This is a genomic window from Empedobacter tilapiae (assembly GCF_004785645.1).
GTDB classification, from domain to species: domain Bacteria; phylum Bacteroidota; class Bacteroidia; order Flavobacteriales; family Weeksellaceae; genus Empedobacter; species Empedobacter tilapiae.
Genome location: NZ_SRPE01000007.1, coordinates 71,012 through 91,098, shown reverse-complemented (window position 1 = coordinate 91,098; position 20,087 = coordinate 71,012). Strand labels below are relative to the sequence as shown.

21 protein-coding genes are annotated in these 20,087 nt (G+C 30.5%); 7 read left to right on the top strand and 14 right to left on the bottom strand.

Going from position 1 to position 20,087, the window contains the following annotated elements:
* Positions 1 to 97: 97 nt before the first annotated feature.
* Positions 98 to 754 (top strand): HAD family hydrolase, encoded by a 657-nt coding sequence (locus E4J94_RS10965; protein ID WP_135835850.1) that lies wholly within the window; start codon positions 98 to 100, stop codon positions 752 to 754.
* 29 nt (positions 755 to 783) lie between these two features.
* On the opposite strand, the gene E4J94_RS10960 is transcribed toward E4J94_RS10965, so the two are convergent.
* Genes E4J94_RS10960 through E4J94_RS10950 form a run of 3 tightly spaced genes read right to left on the bottom strand, consistent with a single transcriptional unit; the run spans position 784 to position 2,891 of the window.
* Positions 784 to 1,392 carry a fumarylacetoacetate hydrolase family protein gene (locus E4J94_RS10960; RefSeq protein ID WP_135835849.1) on the bottom strand — a complete coding sequence of 203 codons (609 nt, stop codon included), beginning with the start codon at positions 1,390 to 1,392 and terminating at the stop codon, positions 784 to 786.
* A gap of 3 nt (positions 1,393 to 1,395) precedes the next feature.
* A complete protein-coding gene (locus E4J94_RS10955; RefSeq protein ID WP_135835848.1) occupies positions 1,396 to 2,154 on the bottom strand; it encodes a 3'-5' exonuclease in 759 nt (252 codons plus the stop codon).
* On the bottom strand, positions 2,151 to 2,891 hold the full coding sequence (locus tag E4J94_RS10950) for a CDP-alcohol phosphatidyltransferase family protein (RefSeq protein WP_246034309.1): 741 nt from the start codon (positions 2,889 to 2,891) through the stop codon (positions 2,151 to 2,153). The genes E4J94_RS10955 and E4J94_RS10950 overlap by 4 nt, the downstream gene beginning before the upstream one ends.
* A 104-nt stretch (positions 2,892 to 2,995) precedes the next feature.
* Between E4J94_RS10950 and E4J94_RS10945 the strand changes: the two genes are divergently transcribed.
* The gene (locus tag E4J94_RS10945) at positions 2,996 to 4,096 is read left to right on the top strand and encodes a putative type IX sorting system protein PorV2 (RefSeq protein WP_246034308.1); all 1,101 of its coding nucleotides are present in this window, start codon (positions 2,996 to 2,998) and stop codon (positions 4,094 to 4,096) included.
* A gap of 40 nt (positions 4,097 to 4,136) precedes the next feature.
* Here E4J94_RS10945 and E4J94_RS10940 read toward each other — a convergent pair whose 3' ends face one another.
* The 6 genes from E4J94_RS10940 to pafA all read right to left on the bottom strand — a co-directional run bounded on the left by E4J94_RS10940 (position 4,137) and on the right by pafA (position 10,530).
* The gene (locus E4J94_RS10940; RefSeq protein WP_135835846.1) at positions 4,137 to 4,973 is read right to left on the bottom strand and encodes a sulfurtransferase; all 837 of its coding nucleotides are present in this window, start codon (positions 4,971 to 4,973) and stop codon (positions 4,137 to 4,139) included.
* Positions 4,974 to 5,043: 70 nt separating this feature from the next.
* The gene (locus E4J94_RS10935) at positions 5,044 to 5,481 is read right to left on the bottom strand and encodes a copper resistance protein NlpE (protein ID WP_135835845.1); all 438 of its coding nucleotides are present in this window, start codon (positions 5,479 to 5,481) and stop codon (positions 5,044 to 5,046) included.
* 21 nt (positions 5,482 to 5,502) lie between these two features.
* Positions 5,503 to 6,279, bottom strand: coding sequence for a hypothetical protein (locus E4J94_RS10930; RefSeq protein WP_135835844.1), 777 nt, complete (start codon positions 6,277 to 6,279; stop codon positions 5,503 to 5,505).
* Positions 6,280 to 6,348: 69 nt separating this feature from the next.
* Positions 6,349 to 7,518, bottom strand: coding sequence for a porin (locus E4J94_RS10925; protein ID WP_246034307.1), 1,170 nt, complete (start codon positions 7,516 to 7,518; stop codon positions 6,349 to 6,351).
* Between the two features lie 53 nt (positions 7,519 to 7,571).
* The gene (locus E4J94_RS10920; RefSeq protein WP_135835843.1) at positions 7,572 to 8,633 is read right to left on the bottom strand and encodes a linear amide C-N hydrolase; all 1,062 of its coding nucleotides are present in this window, start codon (positions 8,631 to 8,633) and stop codon (positions 7,572 to 7,574) included.
* A 256-nt stretch (positions 8,634 to 8,889) separates the two neighbouring features.
* Positions 8,890 to 10,530 (bottom strand): alkaline phosphatase PafA, encoded by a 1,641-nt coding sequence (gene pafA / locus E4J94_RS10915; RefSeq protein WP_135835842.1) that lies wholly within the window; start codon positions 10,528 to 10,530, stop codon positions 8,890 to 8,892.
* 103 nt (positions 10,531 to 10,633) lie between these two features.
* Between pafA and E4J94_RS10910 the strand changes: the two genes are divergently transcribed.
* Entirely contained in the window at positions 10,634 to 11,086 is a 453-nt protein-coding gene (locus E4J94_RS10910; protein WP_135835841.1) for an SRPBCC family protein, read from the top strand.
* Between the two features lie 50 nt (positions 11,087 to 11,136).
* On the opposite strand, the gene E4J94_RS10905 is transcribed toward E4J94_RS10910, so the two are convergent.
* Positions 11,137 to 11,343, bottom strand: coding sequence for a hypothetical protein (locus E4J94_RS10905; protein WP_135835840.1), 207 nt, complete (start codon positions 11,341 to 11,343; stop codon positions 11,137 to 11,139).
* A gap of 134 nt (positions 11,344 to 11,477) precedes the next feature.
* Between E4J94_RS10905 and fumC the strand changes: the two genes are divergently transcribed.
* From fumC to E4J94_RS10890, 3 genes are all read left to right on the top strand, one after another.
* Positions 11,478 to 12,875 carry a class II fumarate hydratase gene (fumC, locus tag E4J94_RS10900; protein ID WP_135835839.1) on the top strand — a complete coding sequence of 466 codons (1,398 nt, stop codon included), beginning with the start codon at positions 11,478 to 11,480 and terminating at the stop codon, positions 12,873 to 12,875.
* Between the two features lie 137 nt (positions 12,876 to 13,012).
* On the top strand, positions 13,013 to 13,447 hold the full coding sequence (locus E4J94_RS10895; RefSeq protein ID WP_135835838.1) for an antitoxin Xre/MbcA/ParS toxin-binding domain-containing protein: 435 nt from the start codon (positions 13,013 to 13,015) through the stop codon (positions 13,445 to 13,447).
* Positions 13,448 to 13,449: 2 nt separating this feature from the next.
* Positions 13,450 to 13,902 carry an RES family NAD+ phosphorylase gene (locus tag E4J94_RS10890; protein WP_135835837.1) on the top strand — a complete coding sequence of 151 codons (453 nt, stop codon included), beginning with the start codon at positions 13,450 to 13,452 and terminating at the stop codon, positions 13,900 to 13,902.
* A 57-nt stretch (positions 13,903 to 13,959) separates the two neighbouring features.
* Here E4J94_RS10890 and E4J94_RS10885 read toward each other — a convergent pair whose 3' ends face one another.
* The 3 genes from E4J94_RS10885 to E4J94_RS10875 all read right to left on the bottom strand — a co-directional run bounded on the left by E4J94_RS10885 (position 13,960) and on the right by E4J94_RS10875 (position 17,739).
* Positions 13,960 to 16,362: a heavy metal translocating P-type ATPase gene (locus E4J94_RS10885; RefSeq protein ID WP_135835836.1), complete on the bottom strand. Its 2,403-nt coding sequence runs from the start codon at positions 16,360 to 16,362 to the stop codon at positions 13,960 to 13,962.
* 77 nt (positions 16,363 to 16,439) lie between these two features.
* The gene (locus E4J94_RS10880) at positions 16,440 to 17,342 is read right to left on the bottom strand and encodes a LysR family transcriptional regulator (protein WP_135835835.1); all 903 of its coding nucleotides are present in this window, start codon (positions 17,340 to 17,342) and stop codon (positions 16,440 to 16,442) included.
* A gap of 16 nt (positions 17,343 to 17,358) precedes the next feature.
* On the bottom strand, positions 17,359 to 17,739 hold the full coding sequence (locus E4J94_RS10875) for a hypothetical protein (protein WP_135835834.1): 381 nt from the start codon (positions 17,737 to 17,739) through the stop codon (positions 17,359 to 17,361).
* A gap of 96 nt (positions 17,740 to 17,835) precedes the next feature.
* Here E4J94_RS10875 and E4J94_RS10870 point away from each other — a divergent pair, with 96 nt between their 5' ends.
* Positions 17,836 to 18,432 carry an NAD(P)H-dependent oxidoreductase gene (locus tag E4J94_RS10870; protein WP_135835833.1) on the top strand — a complete coding sequence of 199 codons (597 nt, stop codon included), beginning with the start codon at positions 17,836 to 17,838 and terminating at the stop codon, positions 18,430 to 18,432.
* 40 nt (positions 18,433 to 18,472) lie between these two features.
* On the opposite strand, the gene E4J94_RS10865 is transcribed toward E4J94_RS10870, so the two are convergent.
* Positions 18,473 to 19,936, bottom strand: coding sequence for an alanine/glycine:cation symporter family protein (locus E4J94_RS10865; protein WP_135835832.1), 1,464 nt, complete (start codon positions 19,934 to 19,936; stop codon positions 18,473 to 18,475).
* Between the last annotated feature and the right edge of the window lie 151 nt (positions 19,937 to 20,087).

Sequence of the window (20,087 nt, the reverse complement as noted above, 5' to 3'; positions counted from 1 at the left end):
TCAGTGAGTTACATGGTTAGTTTAAAACAATTCTAAAGTGTTTACTTTTTTATTGATTATTTTTAAATCAGTTATTTTTGTACAAACAAATAAAACAATGATTAAGACCGTTATCTTTGACATGGACGGCGTAATTGTGGATACAGAACCAGTGCACAAATACGCTTATTTCGAACATTATAAAGAATTAAATATTCCCGTTACAGATGAATTATTTGCAACGTTTACAGGACAATCAACTAAAAATGTTTATCAAATTTTGAAGAATAAATTTGATTTGAAAGATGATGTAAATGATTTAGTCTTAGGAAAACGTGCAATATTTAACGAAGCTTTTGATACAAAACCAGATTTGTATTTGATAGATGGAGTTGAAGACTTGATTAAAGATTTATATGAAAATGAAATAGAAATGATTTTAGCATCTTCAGCTTCTAAAAGTACGATTGATCGTGTTTTTAATCGTTTTAATTTGAATCAATATTTTTCGCATAAAATTTCTGGGGAAAACTTTCCTAAATCGAAACCTGATCCTGCAATTTTCCTTCATGCGGCAGATTTAGCCAAATCAGAACATTCAGAATGTATTGTAATAGAAGATAGTAAAAATGGAGTTGAAGCGGCTTTTTGTGCCAATTTATATTGTTTGGGTTATAAAAGTTTAAACTCTAAACAACAAAATATTGAAAAGGCTAATAAAATTGTGGATGATTTTAATTCTATAAACGCAAATTTTATTAAGAATTTAAAATAAAAAAAGCGTTACAAATTGTAACGCTTTTTTTATAATACTTTTATTTCGAATACTTTTTCATCATTCAAATAACCTTCTAAAGTGTCTTTTGAATTGATTTTTGAAACTCCTGCTGGCGTTCCTGTAAAAATTAAGTCACCTTTTTTCAAGGTAAAATATTTAGAACATTCAGCAATTAACGTGTTGATATGAAAAATCATATCTTTTGAATTTCCTGTTTGCACATTTTCTCCATTTCGATCTAATTTGAATGCTAAATTCTCTAAATCAAAATTTTCTTTTGGATAGAAATCCGAAGCAAATGCAGAACCATCAAAAGCTTTTGCAATTTCCCAAGGAAAACGTTTTTCTTTCAATTCTTGTTGTACATCTCTCGCGGTGAAATCAATTCCTAAACCGATTTCTGAAAAATAACGATCTGCAAATTGAGGTTGAATCATCTTACCAACTCGATCAATTTTAATTACAATCTCAGTTTCGAAATGAACTTCTTTCGTAAAACTTGGAATTACAAAAGGAAAACCCTTTCTCAAAATAGCCGAATCTGGTTTCATAAAAAACATAGGCGATTCTGGAATTAGATTATTTAATTCTTTTGCATGTTCGACGTAATTTCGTCCGACACAAATTATTTTCATCGCTTAAAAACCGTTTTGTAATTTGATGCGAGTAAAAACTTTCTTTGTATATAAAGGAAAATCTGCATTCTGAATCCACGCATAATAACCTGGATCTTTTGCAAAAATATCCGTCACAACTTGTCCTTTGTATTTTCCAAATGAAATAATTTCTTGGTCTTTATCATTATACTGAATAAATCCAGCTAAATCAGCCGTTTTGCGTTGAGAAGAAAATTCACTTAAAAATTTATTATCATTTTCAAGTTCATCATATTTCTCGATTTGTGCCATTAAGACTTCGTAAGTTGCAATTGTATCAGCTTCAGCAGAATGAGCATCAATCAGATCTTTATCACAATAATACTTATAAGCTGCGCTCAAATTGCGAGGTTCCATTTTATGATAAATCACTTGAACATCAATTGGACGATGTTTTGACAAATCGAAATCAAAACCATTACGCAACAATTCTTCTGCTAGAAGCGGAATATCAAAGCGATTTGAATTGTATCCAGCTAAATCAGAATCTTTAATCATTTCCATAATCGCAGGTGCAAGTTCTTTGAAAGATGGCGCATCAGCAACATCTTCGTCAGAAATTCCGTGAATTAAAGTTGTTTCTGGTGGAATTGGAATTCCTGGATTAACTTTCCAAGTTTTTACTTCTTTCGATCCATCTGTAAATGCTTTCACAATAGAGATTTCAACGATTCGATCTTTTGAAACATTAGTTCCTGTTGTTTCTAAATCAAAGAAACAGATATTTTTAGTTAATTTCATTTTGTAATTTCTTTTCTGAAAATGATTGAGATGATGATGTACAATAAGATGATTAGTGGAATTGCTGCAACTTGCAACCAAGCCACTAAACCTAATGTAATGATTAAGAAAATGTATTTATAATAATTTTCTGCCCAACTCAATCCTTTAAATTTTAAGGCAAATAATGGTAAATCTACAATTAATAAAACACTAAATACAATAGAAACGGCAATTAATAAATACGGATCAACAGATGGATTTACAATTTGTCCATTATTGTAATAGATTGAAAATAATGAGAAAATAAATAAGGTATTTGATGGCGTTGCCAAACCTTTGAAATACGTTGCTTGATCTTCATCTAAATTAAATTTTGCCAAACGTAAGGCTGAAAAAGCAGGAACTAAAAAGGCAAATAATGAAATTGCAGCAATTTTTAAATTCTCATTTTCATAAATAAAATCAGTTGAAAAATGATTAAACATCGAAAATAACATCAATCCTGGTACAACACCAAACGAAATACAATCTGCCAAAGAATCCAATTCTTTTCCAATCGGGCTACCAATATTCATTAGTCGTGCAACCATTCCGTCCAAAAAATCAGCAACTAATGAAATCAACATCAAAACCATCACAATTGTAACTGTGGTAGTTGTGATTTGAGCATTGCTCGAAATCATGAAAATGGCTGATAATACACCACATGAAAGATTAAGTAGTGTTAGAAAATTTGGAATTGTAAATAATTTCATAAATGAATTTTTCATCACAAAAGTACAAACAAAAATTAATCTGAATCCTTTTTAGACACAATAAAACCACTAATTTTGAGTTTTTATATCGTAATTAATCAATTTTGAAAAAAACATTACTTTTATTATCTGTCTGTGCAAGTCAATTAGCTTTTTCTCAAACTGGACGTAAATACTCTAACGAGTTTTTGAATATTGGTGCAGATGCTCGTTCGTTTGCAATGGGAAATGCAGTTGTTGCAAATATTGGAAATGCAAATGCAAGTTATTGGAATCCTGCTGGATTAACAGAAATTACTTACGATTGGGAAGCTTCAGCGATGCATGCTGAATATTTTCAGTCAATTGCAAAATTTGACTATGCAGCAGTTGCTATACCGTTGAGAGAGAGTAATTCTACAATTGCTTTTTCATTAATGCGTTTTGGTGTAGATGATATTCTCAATACAACAGAGTTGATTGATAATCAAGGTAATATTAATTACGATAAAATTTCTAAATTTTCGACAGCAGATTATGCTTTAACAATGTCTTATGCTGGGAATGTATTCAATAATAAAAATATTCAATTTGGAGCAAATGCAAAATTAGTTTATCGTCATATAGGAAAATTTGCACAAGGATTTGGTTTTGGAATAGACCTAGGATTACAATATAGAACAGATAACAAAATGTATTTTGGTGTAATGGCTAGAGATATTACAACAACATTTAATGCGTGGAGTATTAACAAAGAGAAGGTCAAAGAAATTTCGGTTGATGAACCAAATAATGAAGGTGAACCTATTATTTTGAATGATTTACCAGGAGAAAATATAGAGTTGACAATGCCAAAGTTACAATTCGGAATTGGAAAGAAATTTGATTTTAATGATCGTTGGTCTTTATTAGGAGAAGTTGATATGAATCTAGAGTTTCAACAAACTAATGCTGCAATTTCTGGAAAAGGGTTCTCTATTTCACCTCAAGTTGGAATGGAATTGGGATATGATGATATGGTTTTTGTCCGTGGAGGATTAAATAATTTACAAAAAATTGAACAATTTGATGGAAAACAAAAAACTCAAATTCAACCAAATGTGGGAGTTGGTTTTAAATACAAAGGTATTTCTATAGATTATGCTTTAACAAACTTTGGAAATAGTGGTTTGGGATTATACTCTAATATTTTCTCTGTTCGCTTTGAAATGGATAAATGGCGATAAGAAAAAATATCTTACAGACTTTTTTATATAAAGTTTTCTATTAATTTTCCTCAATCGGTAAATTTTCGTCAGCGCCCCATTCTGACCAAGAACCATCGTAAACTTTTACCTCATCAAAACCTGCAATTGTTGAAGCTAAGGCTAGGATAGAAGCTGTAATTCCAGAACCGCACGAAAAAATGTTTTCTTTGGATGAATCTGTCAATTTTTCGAAAATTGCTTTCAATTCTTCTTTTGATTTGTATGTTGTGTCAGCTAAAACATTTTCAAAAAATAAATTCTTAGAAGTTGGAATATGTCCGCTTCGTAAACCTTGTCTTGGCTCAGGAGAAGTGCCCTTGAAACGCCCTTCTGATCGTGCATCTATAATCATTTTCGAATCATCGTTTATTGCATTTAACATAACTTGTGTGTCGGCTAACAAATTTGATTGAAAATCAGTAATAAAGCTACCTTTTATAGTGGATTGAAAATAACCAGAAGTTGTGTCAAAATTATTCTCTTGCCAAAGAGGTAATCCGCCATCTAAAACATATATTTCATTGTGTCCCATTGCTTTGAACATCCACCAAACTCTCGGACTTGAATAAACGCCCCAACGATCATAGCAAACGATGATAGAATCTTGATTAATACCTAAATTTTGAGCTCCTTTTGTGAAAGTTTCTTTATCAACAAGTGTATGAGGGAATTGCGAAGAATGATCAGAAAATTTTCCTTCCAAATCAAAGAAAATAGAATTCGGAATTAATTCTAATTCTTGATCTTTTATTGATTGTCCAACTTTATCAATCGTACAATCTAAAATAATTAAATTATTAAGATGCAAATTATCTTGTAATTCTTGTGCTGATATGATTGGTGAATTGAAAGTCATTTCTGGTTTATTTTTTATAAAAGTAAAAAAACGCAACCATATTTGGTTACGTTTTCTACATTTATCTGATTTATTTTTTCTTTAATTGATAATTTTGTGCTAAAGCTCCAGTAATTTCATTTCCTTCTAAATCTAATTGAAATAAAATATTTTCTCCAACTTTATAACGTCTATATTCATCGTCTTTCATTTTTAAAGAAATTGAATTACCATCATCAGCCCAAGTAATATTACCTTGATTTTCAACCTTTAGATTTTTATCGATATATTCCTCTGTTAAGGTATATGTATTATCTTGATTTAAGGTTAATTCTGTTTTAATGCCTTCACAATCAGCGCAAGGAATAACTCCTTCATAAGTTCCGTTCCAATCTAAAGCAGATTGAGAAGTAGAGTCATCGATTTTCTGTGATGACTTATTTTCAGTAGCAGGAGTACTTTCAGTCTTTTTTTCGCAAGCTGTGAATAAGATGCTCGTAAAAGCACATAATACAAATAATTTTTTCATAATATATTTATTTTAAGGTTATTATTTTAAGTTAAAGCCAACTTTTATCATTGGTCCGAACATATCCATATCATAAACAAAGTTGGAATTGTTACTTCCTTTTTCATAATCCATACTTATGATTTGATAGCCCGCCATTGCGTAGAATAAATTAGAGAATTGATAACCAGCTAATCCTTCTAATTGCCATGCTAATTTTGACCCGATTCCAAATCCTCCAATTTCTCCAGAAACATTATACAAAAATTTTTTGTTTGGTAAATTTCTTGTTCTTGCAACCAACATTGGATCTACCCAAGTTTTAGAAATACTACGATCTAAATGCATTGGTTTTAAAGAAACTGGATTTATTAGATTTACATCAAATCCAGATTTAATATTTACAAGATTTAAACTAATACCAGCTTCTAACCAAGGTGTAATTTTTCTCAATAAACCTGCTTCAAAAGAGAATTGTTTTGCTGTTAATTTACCATCCAAAACCAAAGGATCTTTTTTTACATTTGCAGCTAAAGAAGCGTAAATAATATCAGAAGTAATTACCCAATCTTTGTTTTCGGCTTCAAAAGTTAACATTCCAGCAAATTTCAAATGCTCAAAAAAATCTGATGGAGATTGACTTACATGTACATTCGGAAGTAGAGAAACACTCGCTTTTCCTTTCATATGTGGCAACATCATATTTGGCTCCACCTTAAAACGCCAAGAATTATCTGGTTGAATTGTGTCTTGCGCAAAAGTTTGAGTACTTGATGCTAATAGAATTAAAAATGTGCTTTTTTGAAAAAAGTTAAACATAATTTTTTAAGTTTCGTTTTATTAATTATTTCAAATAATAGAGAGAAAAGTTAAATTAGTTATGGTTTATTATAGCTTTAGTTTCGTATTAAATTGCTTAGATAAATCTAGTTTCATTCCCAATGTAAAAACATTTTGTTCTTTTCTACCAGCATAATTTTTTCCAAAGGAGATGCGCTGTTCTGTATACAATTGTACATATTTCATCGGATAATATTCTAATCCGGTAATCAAATCACTTCGTCTGAAATTTTTATCAATGATTATATTTTCAACAGATTTCTTTGCTTCAGGAACATATAAATTATAACCTCCTAAAACGGAAAATTTATTTAGTTTATATTTCAACACTATCTCAAAACCTTTTGCATCAAAAACATAAGAAGGATTAATCATATTTTCAGATTGATATGAAATAGGTGTGAAATCTCCATTTTGTTGTAAAATTCCAAGTAAACTAAAATCAAATTGTTTGCTCGTATATTTTGAACCAATTGAATAAAAAGTTGGATGTCCTGATAAACCTAAGATATGATTATCATCAATTAAGTTTTGCGCTATAAAAGCACGGTTAAATGCAGCTCCAATACTAATATTTTGATTTAATTCTAGTTGAGCTGAAAAACCAAAACCATCAATAATTTTATCATCATTTCCTCCTTTTGATTGGATTTGAGCACCAAATTGAAAAGCCTTAATTTTATTTCTATAAATTATTGATTGATCTGCTCGTCCTGTTCCTAATAATCCCCCATCTGTTCCTCCTGTAAAAGTTGCAGAAGCGCGTCCTCCAAATACATTAAAACGATCTGTATAAGCTGTAACATCTCGGTAAACACTCCATTGTTTACCAAATGTTATTTTACCATATTTAGACAAATCGATTCCTAAATACCCTAAGCGATTTCCAAAAACTTGTTGTTTTTGTTCTGAAACAATTGTCAAAAGATCACTATCTAAATTTCCATCAACGTTAAACGAAGAATTTCCTTTGAACATATTTATTTGAAGTTCAACACCAGCTACAAACGCTATACGTCCTTTTTTTAGATTAATTTCAAGTCCTGCACGAGATGCGTTTTCTTGTAGCTCCATTACTTTATCATGCACAGCAAGATGACCTCTCAAACTAGTGTAAGGTCTTATCGAAATATCAATTGTATCATTCGATTGTTGTGCTTTTACAATAGAACCTACCAATAATAAGATAGTTAGAAAATGTTTTTTATTGGCAGTCATATTAAAATTTGATTGTTAGGAACTTTGAATAAAAAAGCAATAAATGATTTAATCTAAATTCCAACAAATATAAATGGTTTCGTAATACTAAAAAGCTGTGAAGTTTCACCAGCATATGTTTCATTTTTACTCACGCTTAATCGTTTAGTTTTTGCATTTTTACTAAAATCAATTTTCTTCAAATCAACCCAAAATGTATTTGGAGTTTTAGTTGTTTCAAAATAATAAACAAGATTTTTGTGATCAGAAACTGATCTCCATCTTGTAGATGAAATATTAGGTTCTGTTTCTGACGAAATTCCTAAAGGAACTGATACATTTCTAATTACACTAAAAACACTTGCGACAGAAATACGAGTATCTGTTGTCTGAGGTATTGCATTAATATAATATGAAGCTCTTACATATCGGTCAGCAGCTCTGTTAGTGCCAGGTAACATAATGGTTCCAGGAATACCTTTCCAATATTGATTTATAGCTAATTGTTGATCAAATATAGGTGAATTAGTCATTACTGTATAAGAAGAATCATGATGTATTTTTAATTTACCATTTACATATTCGAAAATTGCATTATCTCCATTTGCATCAGAAATTGAAAGATGTAGAGTTGTGAATTTTTGAGTTCCCGGGATGTAGTCAGAAACAATTACAAATTTTTCTTTACTTAAATCTTCGACAGCTTCTTTCACTGTAGCATAATTATCTAAAACATATTGTGCCCAAGCTGCGATTGTAATACCTGGTTTTACTCCCTGAGGATCAAACTTAGGATATTGACTTTCTACTAACCACAAAACATTGGCAACAAGTCCTTTTTCGTTTATACCATCTGTAGTAGCAATATCCCAGGCACTTGTAATTACACTTCCATATTTAGAAGTCCATTTTTCTGAAGAATTTCCAACATTTCCAGAACGATCAAGACCTCTTGGGAAAATCCAGATGTTTGCATCAATTTCATCTTTCCAATCCATAGAGCGAGCTGTGATTATAGTATTTTCAGGTCCTTTGTATACAACTCTTGTGCATGCATCAAGTTTTGGAGCTAATAAAAAAAGTAGGTTGGTAGAGAATAATGTCAAAGTTAGTTTACTCAAAAAATTCTTTTTCATTATTTTATATTTAGATAGCCTAAAATTATAAATTTAATTGGAAATAATTATACTCTTTTACTAATATTGTGCTATATCGTATACAATAAGTTTTAGAAATGTTATGATTTCAGTTAACTTTAAGCATATTTTTCCAATACAAATCAACTAAAAATTAAAATAAGTTCTTTAATAACTTCTTTTTTACTTCATTAAAATTAGTTAACATAAAAAAAAACGTAACCAAATCTGATTACGTTTTTAGAAATATTTTTTTTTAATTTATTACTTCAGAAATGGGTTTACCAATGTTTCCATTTGGTTCTTCAATATGTAATAAAGCAGCTAAGGTAGGAGCGATATCTGTCATATAAACATGATTATTATTTTTACCATGTTTTATTCCCCATCCCATTAAAACGAAAGGAATATGCGCATCGTAAGAACCCCAAGTTCCGTGCGTTGTTCCTCCAGCATTTTGTTTTCCGCCGTACCATTGTGGTTCTAAAATATAAGTAATAGCACCGCTACGTTTACGATTGAAACCATTAACCATTCGTTCTTTGATAATTGCAGGAATAGAAGCTTCTCCAATTTTATCCATATCAGCTACGAAAGAAACGCCATCAACTTTTTGCATAAATTTTACGATTTCTTCTTTGATATCTTCTTCGTCTAATTCATTTTGTTCGATCGTTTGGTAATTCAAATGAACCTGATAATTTGTCAATGAGCGTACAATATCAGTAGATTTGAATTTCTCTTGTAATTTAGCGTTCAATGCTTTTTTTACTTCTCCAGTTGGAAAGTATCCTGCATTACCTTTTTTATCTTGAAAATACTTTGGATTATGAGCTCCTCCATGGTCTGCAGTTAAGAAAACTAAATATTGTCCTTTTCCAACTTTTTGATCTAAATGATTAAATAATTGTTCTAAGTCTTTATCTAAACGCAAATAGGTGTCTTCAGTTTCGATTGTATTTGGTGAAAATTGATGTCCAACATAATCAGTAGAAGAGAAACTAACCGCTAAGAAATCTGTAATTCCTTTTTCGTTTTGACCTAATTTTTCGTTATCAATAATTTCAATTGCGATATCTTTTGTCAACGAATTTCCGAAAGGAGTAGAGCGAATCAAACCTAAACCATTGTCTTTTTTCAACGCTTTCAAATCATAAGGAAATTGCATTTTATCCAATCCTTTATAATTTTCGCGGTATGGATTTCCATCTTTTTCACTCTGTACATAGGTATCAATTGGATAAAGTGTATTCCATTTATCTAAATATTTTTCAGCAATTTTTTTATCATTAAATTTTTGTAACCATTTTGGTAATTCTTTCATATAAAATGAACTCGAAACCCAATTCCCTGATTCACCTTCAAACCAAAAAGCTGCATCCGCAAAATGACCTGCAGGTAATATTCCTCCACGATCTTTTAAAGAAATTCCAAATACTTTAGAACGGAAATTTGTCGCTAATTTTAATTGATCTGTCACAGTAGAGGTTAATAAATTTTTTGGTGACATTTTACCAGTCTTAGAAGTTGTTCCAACTCCATTTACAGCGTCATCCTGTGTACAATACATTTCCTGTCCTGTTGCTTGAATGATAAAATCGTTCCCAGCAATTCCATGAATAGCAGGTACAGAACCCGTATAAATAGTACTATGACCAATAGCTGTATAAGTAGGTATATAAGGAATATAGGTGTTTTCGTTACTGAAACCTTCGTTTAACATACGATTGAAACCTCCTGTAGAATATCTATCTTGGTAACGATATAAATAATCCCATCGCATTTGATCGACAACGATACCAACTACTAGTTTTGGACGGCTAACCTCTTGTTGCGCATATAGCGAAAGACCGGCAAATAATCCTAAAACACTTAAAAAAGTCTTATTGAATTTCATTTTAAAAATTTTACAATAGCAAATGTAACAATTAAATTTTGGGCTAAATTTAAATAATAATTAAAAAATTAGTAAATTAAACAAAATCATAAAAAAATAGAGTATGAGTGCAAAACCTGTAGAAATAGTAGAAATTTTTGATGTTTCAATTGAGAAAGTGTGGAATGCCTTAACAACAAAAGCTGCTTTTGATAAATGGTATTTTGATATTGAGAAGTTTGTTCCAGAAGTTGGATTTGAGTTTGAATTTTATGGCGGATCGTATTTACATCATTGTAAAATAGTAGAAGTAGAGCCGACTAAATTATTAGCTTATACGTGGAAATATCCTGTCTACGAAGGAAATTCTATTGTTACATTTATTTTGGATGAATTAACAGATGAAATTGTTCCGCAAACAAAATTAACGGTGATTCATGAAGGAATTGAAACTTTTCCGCCTGATGATAAAAATTTCTCGCGCGAAAGTTTTGAAGCTGGTTGGACAGAAATTATCCGAATTAGTTTGAAAAATTATTTGGAAGGAAACTCAGAAGAAGACTCAAAAGTTGAGTGAATAAAAAAAGAGACTTCGTCAAGTCTCTTTTATTTTTTAATAACAGCTTATTATTTTTTGAATAATACTGTGATTCCTTCTTGATTTGGTAAAATCGGGCGAGGATCTTCAGCTGTTACAATTCCTGCTTTTTCTTTTCTTAAATTCGCAATCCAAAATGGAATCCAAGAGATAGCCATCGTAGCAAAAAAGATGATACCCCAAAATCCGCATAAAGCGATTACTAAGAATAATAAGAAACCTAAAAATTGAATCATGATTTTATTTTTATGTGATACAAACTTAGTAAATAAAATTTATAGAAATACTAACATTAATCACTTTTCTTTAATCAAACGATTTCTTAATTTTGTGAGATTAGTAAACAAATTATAAATAATAAAAATACAAAATGGAATACAGAATTGAGAAAGACACCATGGGGGAAGTAAAAGTTCCTGCAGATAAATATTGGGGTGCTCAAACGGAACGTTCTCGTAACAACTTTAAAATTGGTCCTGCGGCTTCTATGCCTCACGAAATTGTAGAAGGTTTTGCTTACTTAAAAAAAGCTGCTGCTTATGCAAATGCAGAATTAGGTGTTTTACCAGTTGAAAAACGTGATGCTATTGCTGCTGTATGTGATGAAATTTTAGCAGGAAAATTAGATGATCAATTTCCTTTAGTAATTTGGCAAACAGGTTCTGGAACTCAATCTAATATGAATGTAAATGAAGTTGTTGCTAATCGTGCACAAGTTTTAGCTGGATTCAAAATTGGTGAAGGTGAACCAGTTCTTAAAGCGAATGATGACGTTAATAAATCTCAGTCTTCTAATGATACTTTCCCAACAGGAATGCACATTGCAGCTTACAAAGCTGTTGTAGAAGTAACAATTCCAGGTGTTGAGCAATTACGTGATACTTTAGCTAAAAAAGCTGAAGAGTTCAAATCTGTCGTAAAAATTGGTCGTACACACTTAATGGACGCAACTCCATTAACATTAGGTCAAGAAATTTCTGGATATGTTGCACAGTTAAATCACGGTTTGAAAGCATTGCGAAATACTTTAGAGCATTTATCTGAAGTTGCTTTAGGTGGAACAGCTGTAGGTACAGGTCTTAACACGCCAGAAGGATACGATGTAGTTGTTGCGAAATATATTGCTGAATTTACAGGTCATCCTTTTGTAACTGCAGAAAATAAATTCGAAGCTTTAGCTGCTCACGATGCAATCGTAGAAACTCACGGAGCTTTAAAACAATTAGCTGTTTCTTTAAATAAAATAGCGAATGATATTCGTATGTTAGCTTCTGGACCTCGTTCAGGTATCGGAGAAATTATAATTCCAGAAAACGAGCCAGGATCTTCTATCATGCCAGGTAAAGTAAATCCTACTCAATGTGAGGCGTTAACAATGGTTGCTGCTCAAGTTATGGGTAACGATGTTACAATTACAATTGGAGGAACTCAAGGTCATTATGAATTGAATGTTTTCAAACCAGTTATGGCTGCAAACTTTTTACAATCTGCACGTTTATTAGGAGATGCTTGTGTTTCTTTTGATGAGCACTGTGCGCAAGGTATCGAGCCAAATTATTCACGTATCAAAGAATTAGTAGATAATTCATTAATGTTAGTTACAGCGCTTAATACGAAAATTGGTTACTACAAAGCTGCAGAAATTGCTCAAACAGCTCACAAAAATAACTCAACGTTAAAAGAAACTGCGATTGCATTGGGATATGTAACTGCTGAACAATTTGACGAGTGGGTGAAGCCAGAAGATATGGTTGGATCTTTGAAATAAAAAATCAAGAATTATTATATTAAAAGAGGTTATTTTTATAACCTCTTTTTTTGTGCTAAAATTTTAAAAATAAAATATTAAGGAAAAAATTCCTTTTTATATAGGAAAAATTATAACTTTAGTAAAAGTTTTAGATTATGGCAACTATAAAACAAAAAGAATACAAACAAATTATTGAAGGAATTCCTGAAGTAAGAGATTTTACGAATGTTTATTTTTATGTAAATCGTTATAATATTGATCAAAAATATATTCAATATCTTGATGAACTATCAACATTAAAAGACGAAATAATCTCAAGTTGGTTAAATATTACAACACGTACGTATAGGAATTACAAAACGAAAGATGTTTCTTTAAAAGACAATACAAAAGAGCATATTGTTTTATTAATTTCTTTATACAAGCACGGATTGGAGGTTTTTAATACAAAAGATGATTTTGAAAAATGGCTAACAACACCTAATGTTTTTCTAGATAAAAAATCACCAGCAGATTTTCTTGATACAGTTTCAGGTTTGAAATTCATCGATAATCGTTTAACTGCGATTGAATACGGAGAAAACGTATAGAAATGTTTGTTTACAATATACGTAAGGCTAAATACACAAAATCATTACAAGCTTCTGGAGTTGCCAACAGATGGAATAAAAATGATGAATTTATTATTTATACAGGAAGTTCTCGTGCGCTCTCAACTTTAGAATTGGTGGTACATCGAAGTTCTATTAACATTGATAATTCATACAAATTATTAGTGATAGAAATTAATTGTGAAGAAGATGAAATTTATGAAATTAAAAAATCTAAATTACCTAAAAATTGGCAATCTGTAGAGGCTTATCCCGAGTTACAAGAAATTGGTTCTACTTGGTATCAAGATTTTAAATATTTGGTAATGAAAGTTCCATCATCAATCATTCCGAAAGAATATAATTATTTAATAAATACCAAACATTCTGATTTTTCTTCGAAGGTTAAAATCAAAGAATTAGAAGATTATAATTGGGATGATCGTTTGTTATGAGGCAAAAAAAATCGGCTAAATATTTAGTCGATTTTTTTGTGGATATTTTAGAAATTTCTAAATCTTTTTATACTTTAACAATAAACTATTTGTTACAACACTTACGCTACTCAAAGCCATTGCAGCACCAGCGACCATAGGATCTAATAAAAATCCGTTAATTGGATAAAGCATTCCAGCAGCGATTGGAATTCCAATTACATTATAAATAAATGCCCAAAATAAATTTTGATGAATTGTTTTGACTGTTTGTGTCGATAAATTAATTGCATGATCGATTTTAGTTAAATCTCCACCTATCAACGTAACTTCTGCCACATCAATCGCAATATCAGAACCATTTCCCATTGCAATCGAAACATCAGCTTGAGCCAATGCCGCACTGTCATTAATTCCATCACCAACCATCGCGACAACTTTACCTTTTTGTTGTAAATCTTTTATGATATTCATTTTATCATTTGGTAAGGCATTTGCGACAACTTGATCAATTCCGACTTGTTTTGCAATCGCATTTGCTGAGAATTCGTTGTCACCAGTTACCATCCAAACTTCAATTCCTTTTTCATGAAAAGCTTTAATAGCTTCAACAGAAGTTGCTTTTATTTCATCCGAAATTCCAATTAATCCTAGAACTTTTTCATCATCTCCAAAGAAAGAAGTTGTATAATTTTTGGTTGAAAAATCTTGAATTGCTTGTTCTACTTTTTCATCTATTTGAATATTCAATTCAGCTATCCAACTTGTTTTTCCAACATAATAAATTTTATCTAAAACACTAGCTTTTAATCCTTTTCCAGATACATCTTCAATTTTTAGTTCAAGTAAAATATCTTGTTTACCAATGTGTTCTGTAATTGCTTTTGCTAAAGGATGTTGAGAATTACTTTCAATTGTGTAAAGCACATTTTTAGCAGAATCATCAAACCAAGTTAATTCTTGAACTTTCGGTTTGCCTTCTGTAATTGTTCCTGTTTTATCTAAAATAATTGTATCAATTTTCTTTGCTAATTCTAAACTTTCGGCATTTTTGATTAGAATTCCTTGTTCAGCACCTTTTCCCATTCCAACCATAATTGCAGTAGGTGTTGCTAATCCAAGTGCACAAGGACAAGCAATAACAAGTACAGTAATCATTGATAGAAGTGCCATTGTAAAAGCATTTTCTTGGCCTAAAATTAACCACGTAATAAATGTTAAAATAGCAATAATTATCACAATAGGAACAAAAATTCCTGCAATTTTGTCTACTAATTGTTGAACTGGCGCTTTACTTCCTTGTGCATTTTTAACTGATTGAATAATTTGAGCTAAAAGTGTATCATTCCCAACTTTCAAGGCTTTATATTGAATAGGTGAGTTTTGGTTTAAAGTACCAGAAAAAACATTCGCATCAATCCCTTTCTCGACTGGGATAGGTTCTCCTGTTAATGAACTTTCATCGATAAAAGATTCACCCGAAACAATAATTCCGTCAACTGCAATTTTATCTCCAGGTTTTGCTAAAATTAAATCTCCAATTTGAACATCTTCAATTTTTACCTCAAGCTGGTTTCCTTCTTTCACAACTAAAACGGTATTAGGTTGTAATCCTATGAGTTTTTTTATCGCTTCTGAGGTATTTCCTTTCGCACGTTCTTCCATTAATTTACCAATCAATATAAAAACGATTATTAATCCTGCAGCTTCGAAATATGGATGTGAATGCAAACCTTTACTGTGCCAATACTCAGGAAACAATGTATTGAAAACACTAAAAATATAAGCTACACCTGTACTCAGAGCAACCAAGGTGTCCATATTAGCAGATTTATTTTTAAGTTGCTTCCAAGCTCCAATAAAAAATTGTTTTCCAAAAATGAATAAAATAGGAGTAGAAAGTGCCCACATAATATAATTTCCGTAAGGCATATTCATAAAAAACATTCCGATAATAAATAGAGGAGAGCCAAAGATTAACGCCCAAATAACTTTATTTTTAAGAGATTTATACTTTTCTTCATGTAGCTGTTCTATTTCTTCATCTTGATTTTTAGACTCATTAATAACCAAATCATAGCCAACTTCTATTAAAGCATTTTTTAAATTTTCTGGAGAAATTAGAGTAGGGATGTACTCAATTTTTCCCATTCCATTTCCATAATTAACTTCTGCATTTACTACACCAGGTTGACGTTTTAGATTTGCTTGTGAGCTGCTTGCACAAGAAGCACAAGTCATATTAAGAACAGGATATGACTTTTCTACTGAATCAATTTTAAAATTATTTTGTTTTAAAATTTCATAAACTTTTCCAGCAACTTTAGGTATTTTTTTTGCTGTAAGTGTCACTGTTTTATTTTTTAAATCAACTAAAAAACTATCTAAGTTTTCAACTTCTGAAATTAATTGATTTAATTTAGAAACTTGTTGCTCAGAATCTAAATTAAGTATAGGAATATTAAGTGTTTGTAAATTCATAACAGTAATTTTATAAGGCAAATTTCCAAAGATTGAGGATATAAAGTATTATATAATTTTAAAATTAGTTTATAAGATTAATTTTCCCACTTCTCTTTCAATAAATTTTCTAATTGATTAATTTCTTGTTGATACATTGTTTTTTTTCTTGTTCCAAAATAAAGCGTATTTTCAACAGGATTTAACCCTTTCCAAACAATTTTAATTTTATTGTTAATTAAAGCATCTGAACATAAAAAATCAGGAACAATCGAAAACCCTGAATTATCACTTAAACATCTAATAATAGAACTAATATTTGGTACAATATAATTAGGACTAAAATCAGGGTGTTCGCCAAAATTGTTAGTCCAAAAATCACGTAAGTGAGTCATATCAGCAGCTGTACTATACCATAATTGTTGTTTTAATAAATCTGCAACTTGTTTTATTTCAGAAGTGTCTATTAATTGTTCTATTTCAGAAGTATCTGTTTTATTTCCTGCAATTAGGACAATTCGTTCTTTGGAAAAAGATTCATACAAAATATTTTGTTGTGTTCCTTTTTTTGGTGTGATAATTAAATCTAATAATCCATTATCTAAATCATGTTGCATTTGAGGATATTCCCCAAATTTTATGATTAAATTAAATGGTAGTTCTGCAATATGTTCTTCTAAAGTATACTGAAAAGTTTCAAAACACATTCCTACACTTATCGTTATACGTTCATTTTGTGATCTTTTATGGAAATGTTGTTCACCATTTTCTAATTTTTTTAAAGGATCAATTATATAATTGTAAAAAATTTTTCCTTTCTCTGTTGGTACCATCTTCCGTGCTAAACGATCAAATAATTTAGTTCCTGTGTATGCTTCTAAAGAATTAAGATGAAGACTAACACCAGGTTGAGAAATAAATAATTCTTGTGCTGCTGCAGATAAAGTTCCCGTTTCATATATTGCTTTAAAAGTTCTCAGCCATTCTAAATTCCAATGCATTATTCTATTTTTTTAGTTAATCATATGGTAAATCATCAGGATTTATTCCTATATAATCTGGTAATGGAATATGATCAAACTGATAGGCTTTAATAGATGTTAGTCCAGTCAGATATGCTTTTACTACACGATGCATCCCGTCCATTAATTTTCCTTCAGGACAAATAATAATAGGATAGTAAAGGTCAGCCTCATTTACTAATTTTATATGTTCAGAAATAGAACGACAAGTTGGAATATCTTCTATATTATTATACCAATATGATTCATCTAATTCACGAATATTATCTAGATTGACATTTTTAGGTTTAATATTTTGTGTAAGTAAAATTAGTTTATCAACATCCCAAGCACAGAGTTGATTTTTAATTGTTCGAAAATGATATTGTTTTCTCATTCTATAATTATTATGATACAAATATACAATTTAAATTATTTTTATAATTTAATATTATGATAGAAATTTGCACTATCAATAATAAAAATAATAAATATGAATATTTTCATTATCAATGGAGGACAAAAATTCGCTCATTCAGGAGGTGCATTTAATAATACATTAAATAATTGGATAATAGTTTTTTTGAAAGAAAAAGGTTATGATTTTCGAATGACAAATATTAACAATGAATTTAATCCTCTTGATGAAGTAGAAAACTTTAAATGGGCAGATTTTATCATTTATCATTTTCCAATTTGGTGGTTTCAGGTTCCAAACCGATTAAAGTATTATATAGATGAAGTTTTTACTGCTGGACATAATAATGGAATTTATAAAAATGATGGACGCTCACATAAAAACCCAGAAATAAATTATGGAACAGGAGGATTGATGCAGAAAAAAAAGTATATGGTAAACACAACTTGGAATGCGCCAGAAACAGCTTTTACAATGGAAGGAGAATTTTTTGATAAACATTCTGTAGATGAAGGTGTTTTATTTGGTTTTCATAAAATGAATCAATTCACAGGAATGAAAAAAGTTGATGGCTTTCACTTTCATGATTTAGAAAAGAATGCGACAAAAGAACGAATCAATAATTACGAAACAATATATAAAGAATATTTAATAAAGGTATTTAGTGAATAAGAATAATTAAAAAAAGGTGTCTCAAAAGAGACACCTTTTTTTAATTATTCTTATTTTCCCAGAAAGTTGCATTTTTAATTCCAATTTCAATTGGATTGAAATCAGGGTTTTTAATTCCTTTTTTACGTTTGTCTTTATAATCTTTCCAGACTTTAAGCCCAACTCCGCTTAATAATAAAATAGCGATAACATTTACCCAAGCCATCAGACCAACACCAATATCACCAATTGCCCAAGCAGTTTCAGCAGTTTTAATTGTTCCATAATAAGTAGCACCTAAAAAACAAACTCTCAAAATCCAAACATATACTTTTCTATTTCCTTTCTTGAAAATGTATGTGATATTTGTTTCAGCATAGTAATAATATGCCATAATTGTTGTAAACGCAAAGAAAAACAGAGCGATAGCGACAAAACTATTCCCAAATGAAGGAAAATGACTTGAAACAGCTGCTTGCGTAAAACCTGTATAATCTACGTCAGGAAGATTTTGAGTAATGAAACTTCCCGCTTTCTCTGGATGATTCACATTGTATTTTCCTGTAAATAAAATCATAAAAGCAGTTGCTGTACATACAAATAATGTATCGATATAAACAGAAAAAGCTTGTACCAAACCTTGTTGTGCAGGATGGTTCACTTCTGCAGCCGCCGCCGCGTGAGGAGCAGTTCCTTGACCAGCTTCGTTAGAATAAATTCCACGTTTTATTCCCCAAGCAATTGCAGATCCAAAAACTCCACTATAAAGAGATTCTTGATTGAATGCTGACGAAAATATTAATCTTAAGACAGATGGTATTTGATGAACATTCATTCCAATAATAATGATTGCCATCAAAATATAAGCGCCTGCCATAAATGGAACGATATATTCAGAAGCTTGTCCTAAACGTTTTACACCTCCAAAAATAATCAAGGCTAATAATCCAATAATGACAAATCCTACAATGTTGATTGGAATTCCAATAAAGTCATAAACTGGAATATCAAACGCATTATTCAAAGCAGATGAAATACTATTCGACTGAACGCCTGGTAATAATAATCCACAACTCATAATTGTAATGATTGCAAATAAAACTGCGTACCATTTAATCCCTAAACCTTTTTCGATGTAATAGGATGGTCCTCCACGATACTCTCCATCTATCTCTTGTTTGTAGACTTGTCCTAAAGCAGATTCTATGAATGCAGATGCACTTCCTAAGAATGCGATAAACCACATCCAAAAGACTGCTCCTGGTCCTCCCATAGCAATTGCGGTAGCAACTCCAACAATATTTCCTGTTCCTACACGACCTGAAATAGCTAAAGAAAAGGCTTGAAAAGGAGTAATTCCTTTATCTGATTTTTCGCCACTAAATAGCAAACGAACCATGTCTTTGATATAAACGATTTGTAGAAATCCGGTGCGAATAGAGAAGTAAATTCCTGTTAAAGCGCAAAGTCCAATTAAAGCATATGACCAGACGTAGCTACTTACGAGATTGATGATATCATCCATTTTAGTATAAAATTTTTGTTCTTGTGTTTATTTGTGGTGCTAAAATGCTAAAAAAATCTTAATATATGATATTTATTATTTCTTTTTTTTAACAAAAGATTTGAACAATTTATACTTAATACTTTAAAGGATTTATTAACTAATGATTAAA

Excerpts from the sequence above, each read along its gene's own strand:
- E4J94_RS10920 (WP_135835843.1), bottom strand. The coding sequence starts at position 8,633 with ATGAAAAAGAATTTTTTGAGTAAACTAACTTTGACATTATTCTCTACC.
- E4J94_RS10925 (WP_246034307.1), bottom strand. The coding sequence starts at position 7,518 with ATGACTGCCAATAAAAAACATTTTCTAACTATCTTATTATTGGTAGGT.
- E4J94_RS10905 (WP_135835840.1), bottom strand. The coding sequence starts at position 11,343 with ATGATTCAATTTTTAGGTTTCTTATTATTCTTAGTAATCGCTTTATGC.
- E4J94_RS10935 (WP_135835845.1), bottom strand. The coding sequence starts at position 5,481 with ATGAAAAAATTATTTGTATTATGTGCTTTTACGAGCATCTTATTCACA.
- E4J94_RS10910 (WP_135835841.1), top strand. The coding sequence starts at position 10,634 with ATGAGTGCAAAACCTGTAGAAATAGTAGAAATTTTTGATGTTTCAATT.
- E4J94_RS10960 (WP_135835849.1), bottom strand. The coding sequence starts at position 1,392 with ATGAAAATAATTTGTGTCGGACGAAATTACGTCGAACATGCAAAAGAA.
- E4J94_RS10890 (WP_135835837.1), top strand. The coding sequence starts at position 13,450 with ATGTTTGTTTACAATATACGTAAGGCTAAATACACAAAATCATTACAA.
- E4J94_RS10895 (WP_135835838.1), top strand. The coding sequence starts at position 13,013 with ATGGCAACTATAAAACAAAAAGAATACAAACAAATTATTGAAGGAATT.
- fumC (WP_135835839.1), top strand. The coding sequence starts at position 11,478 with ATGGAATACAGAATTGAGAAAGACACCATGGGGGAAGTAAAAGTTCCT.
- E4J94_RS10875 (WP_135835834.1), bottom strand. The coding sequence starts at position 17,739 with ATGAGAAAACAATATCATTTTCGAACAATTAAAAATCAACTCTGTGCT.
- pafA (WP_135835842.1), bottom strand. The coding sequence starts at position 10,530 with ATGAAATTCAATAAGACTTTTTTAAGTGTTTTAGGATTATTTGCCGGT.
- E4J94_RS10955 (WP_135835848.1), bottom strand. The coding sequence starts at position 2,154 with ATGAAATTAACTAAAAATATCTGTTTCTTTGATTTAGAAACAACAGGA.
- E4J94_RS10885 (WP_135835836.1), bottom strand. The coding sequence starts at position 16,362 with ATGAATTTACAAACACTTAATATTCCTATACTTAATTTAGATTCTGAG.
- E4J94_RS10880 (WP_135835835.1), bottom strand. The coding sequence starts at position 17,342 with ATGCATTGGAATTTAGAATGGCTGAGAACTTTTAAAGCAATATATGAA.
- E4J94_RS10965 (WP_135835850.1), top strand. The coding sequence starts at position 98 with ATGATTAAGACCGTTATCTTTGACATGGACGGCGTAATTGTGGATACA.
- E4J94_RS10940 (WP_135835846.1), bottom strand. The coding sequence starts at position 4,973 with ATGACTTTCAATTCACCAATCATATCAGCACAAGAATTACAAGATAAT.
- E4J94_RS10930 (WP_135835844.1), bottom strand. The coding sequence starts at position 6,279 with ATGTTTAACTTTTTTCAAAAAAGCACATTTTTAATTCTATTAGCATCA.
- E4J94_RS10950 (WP_246034309.1), bottom strand. The coding sequence starts at position 2,891 with ATGAAATTATTTACAATTCCAAATTTTCTAACACTACTTAATCTTTCA.
- E4J94_RS10865 (WP_135835832.1), bottom strand. The coding sequence starts at position 19,936 with ATGGATGATATCATCAATCTCGTAAGTAGCTACGTCTGGTCATATGCT.
- E4J94_RS10870 (WP_135835833.1), top strand. The coding sequence starts at position 17,836 with ATGAATATTTTCATTATCAATGGAGGACAAAAATTCGCTCATTCAGGA.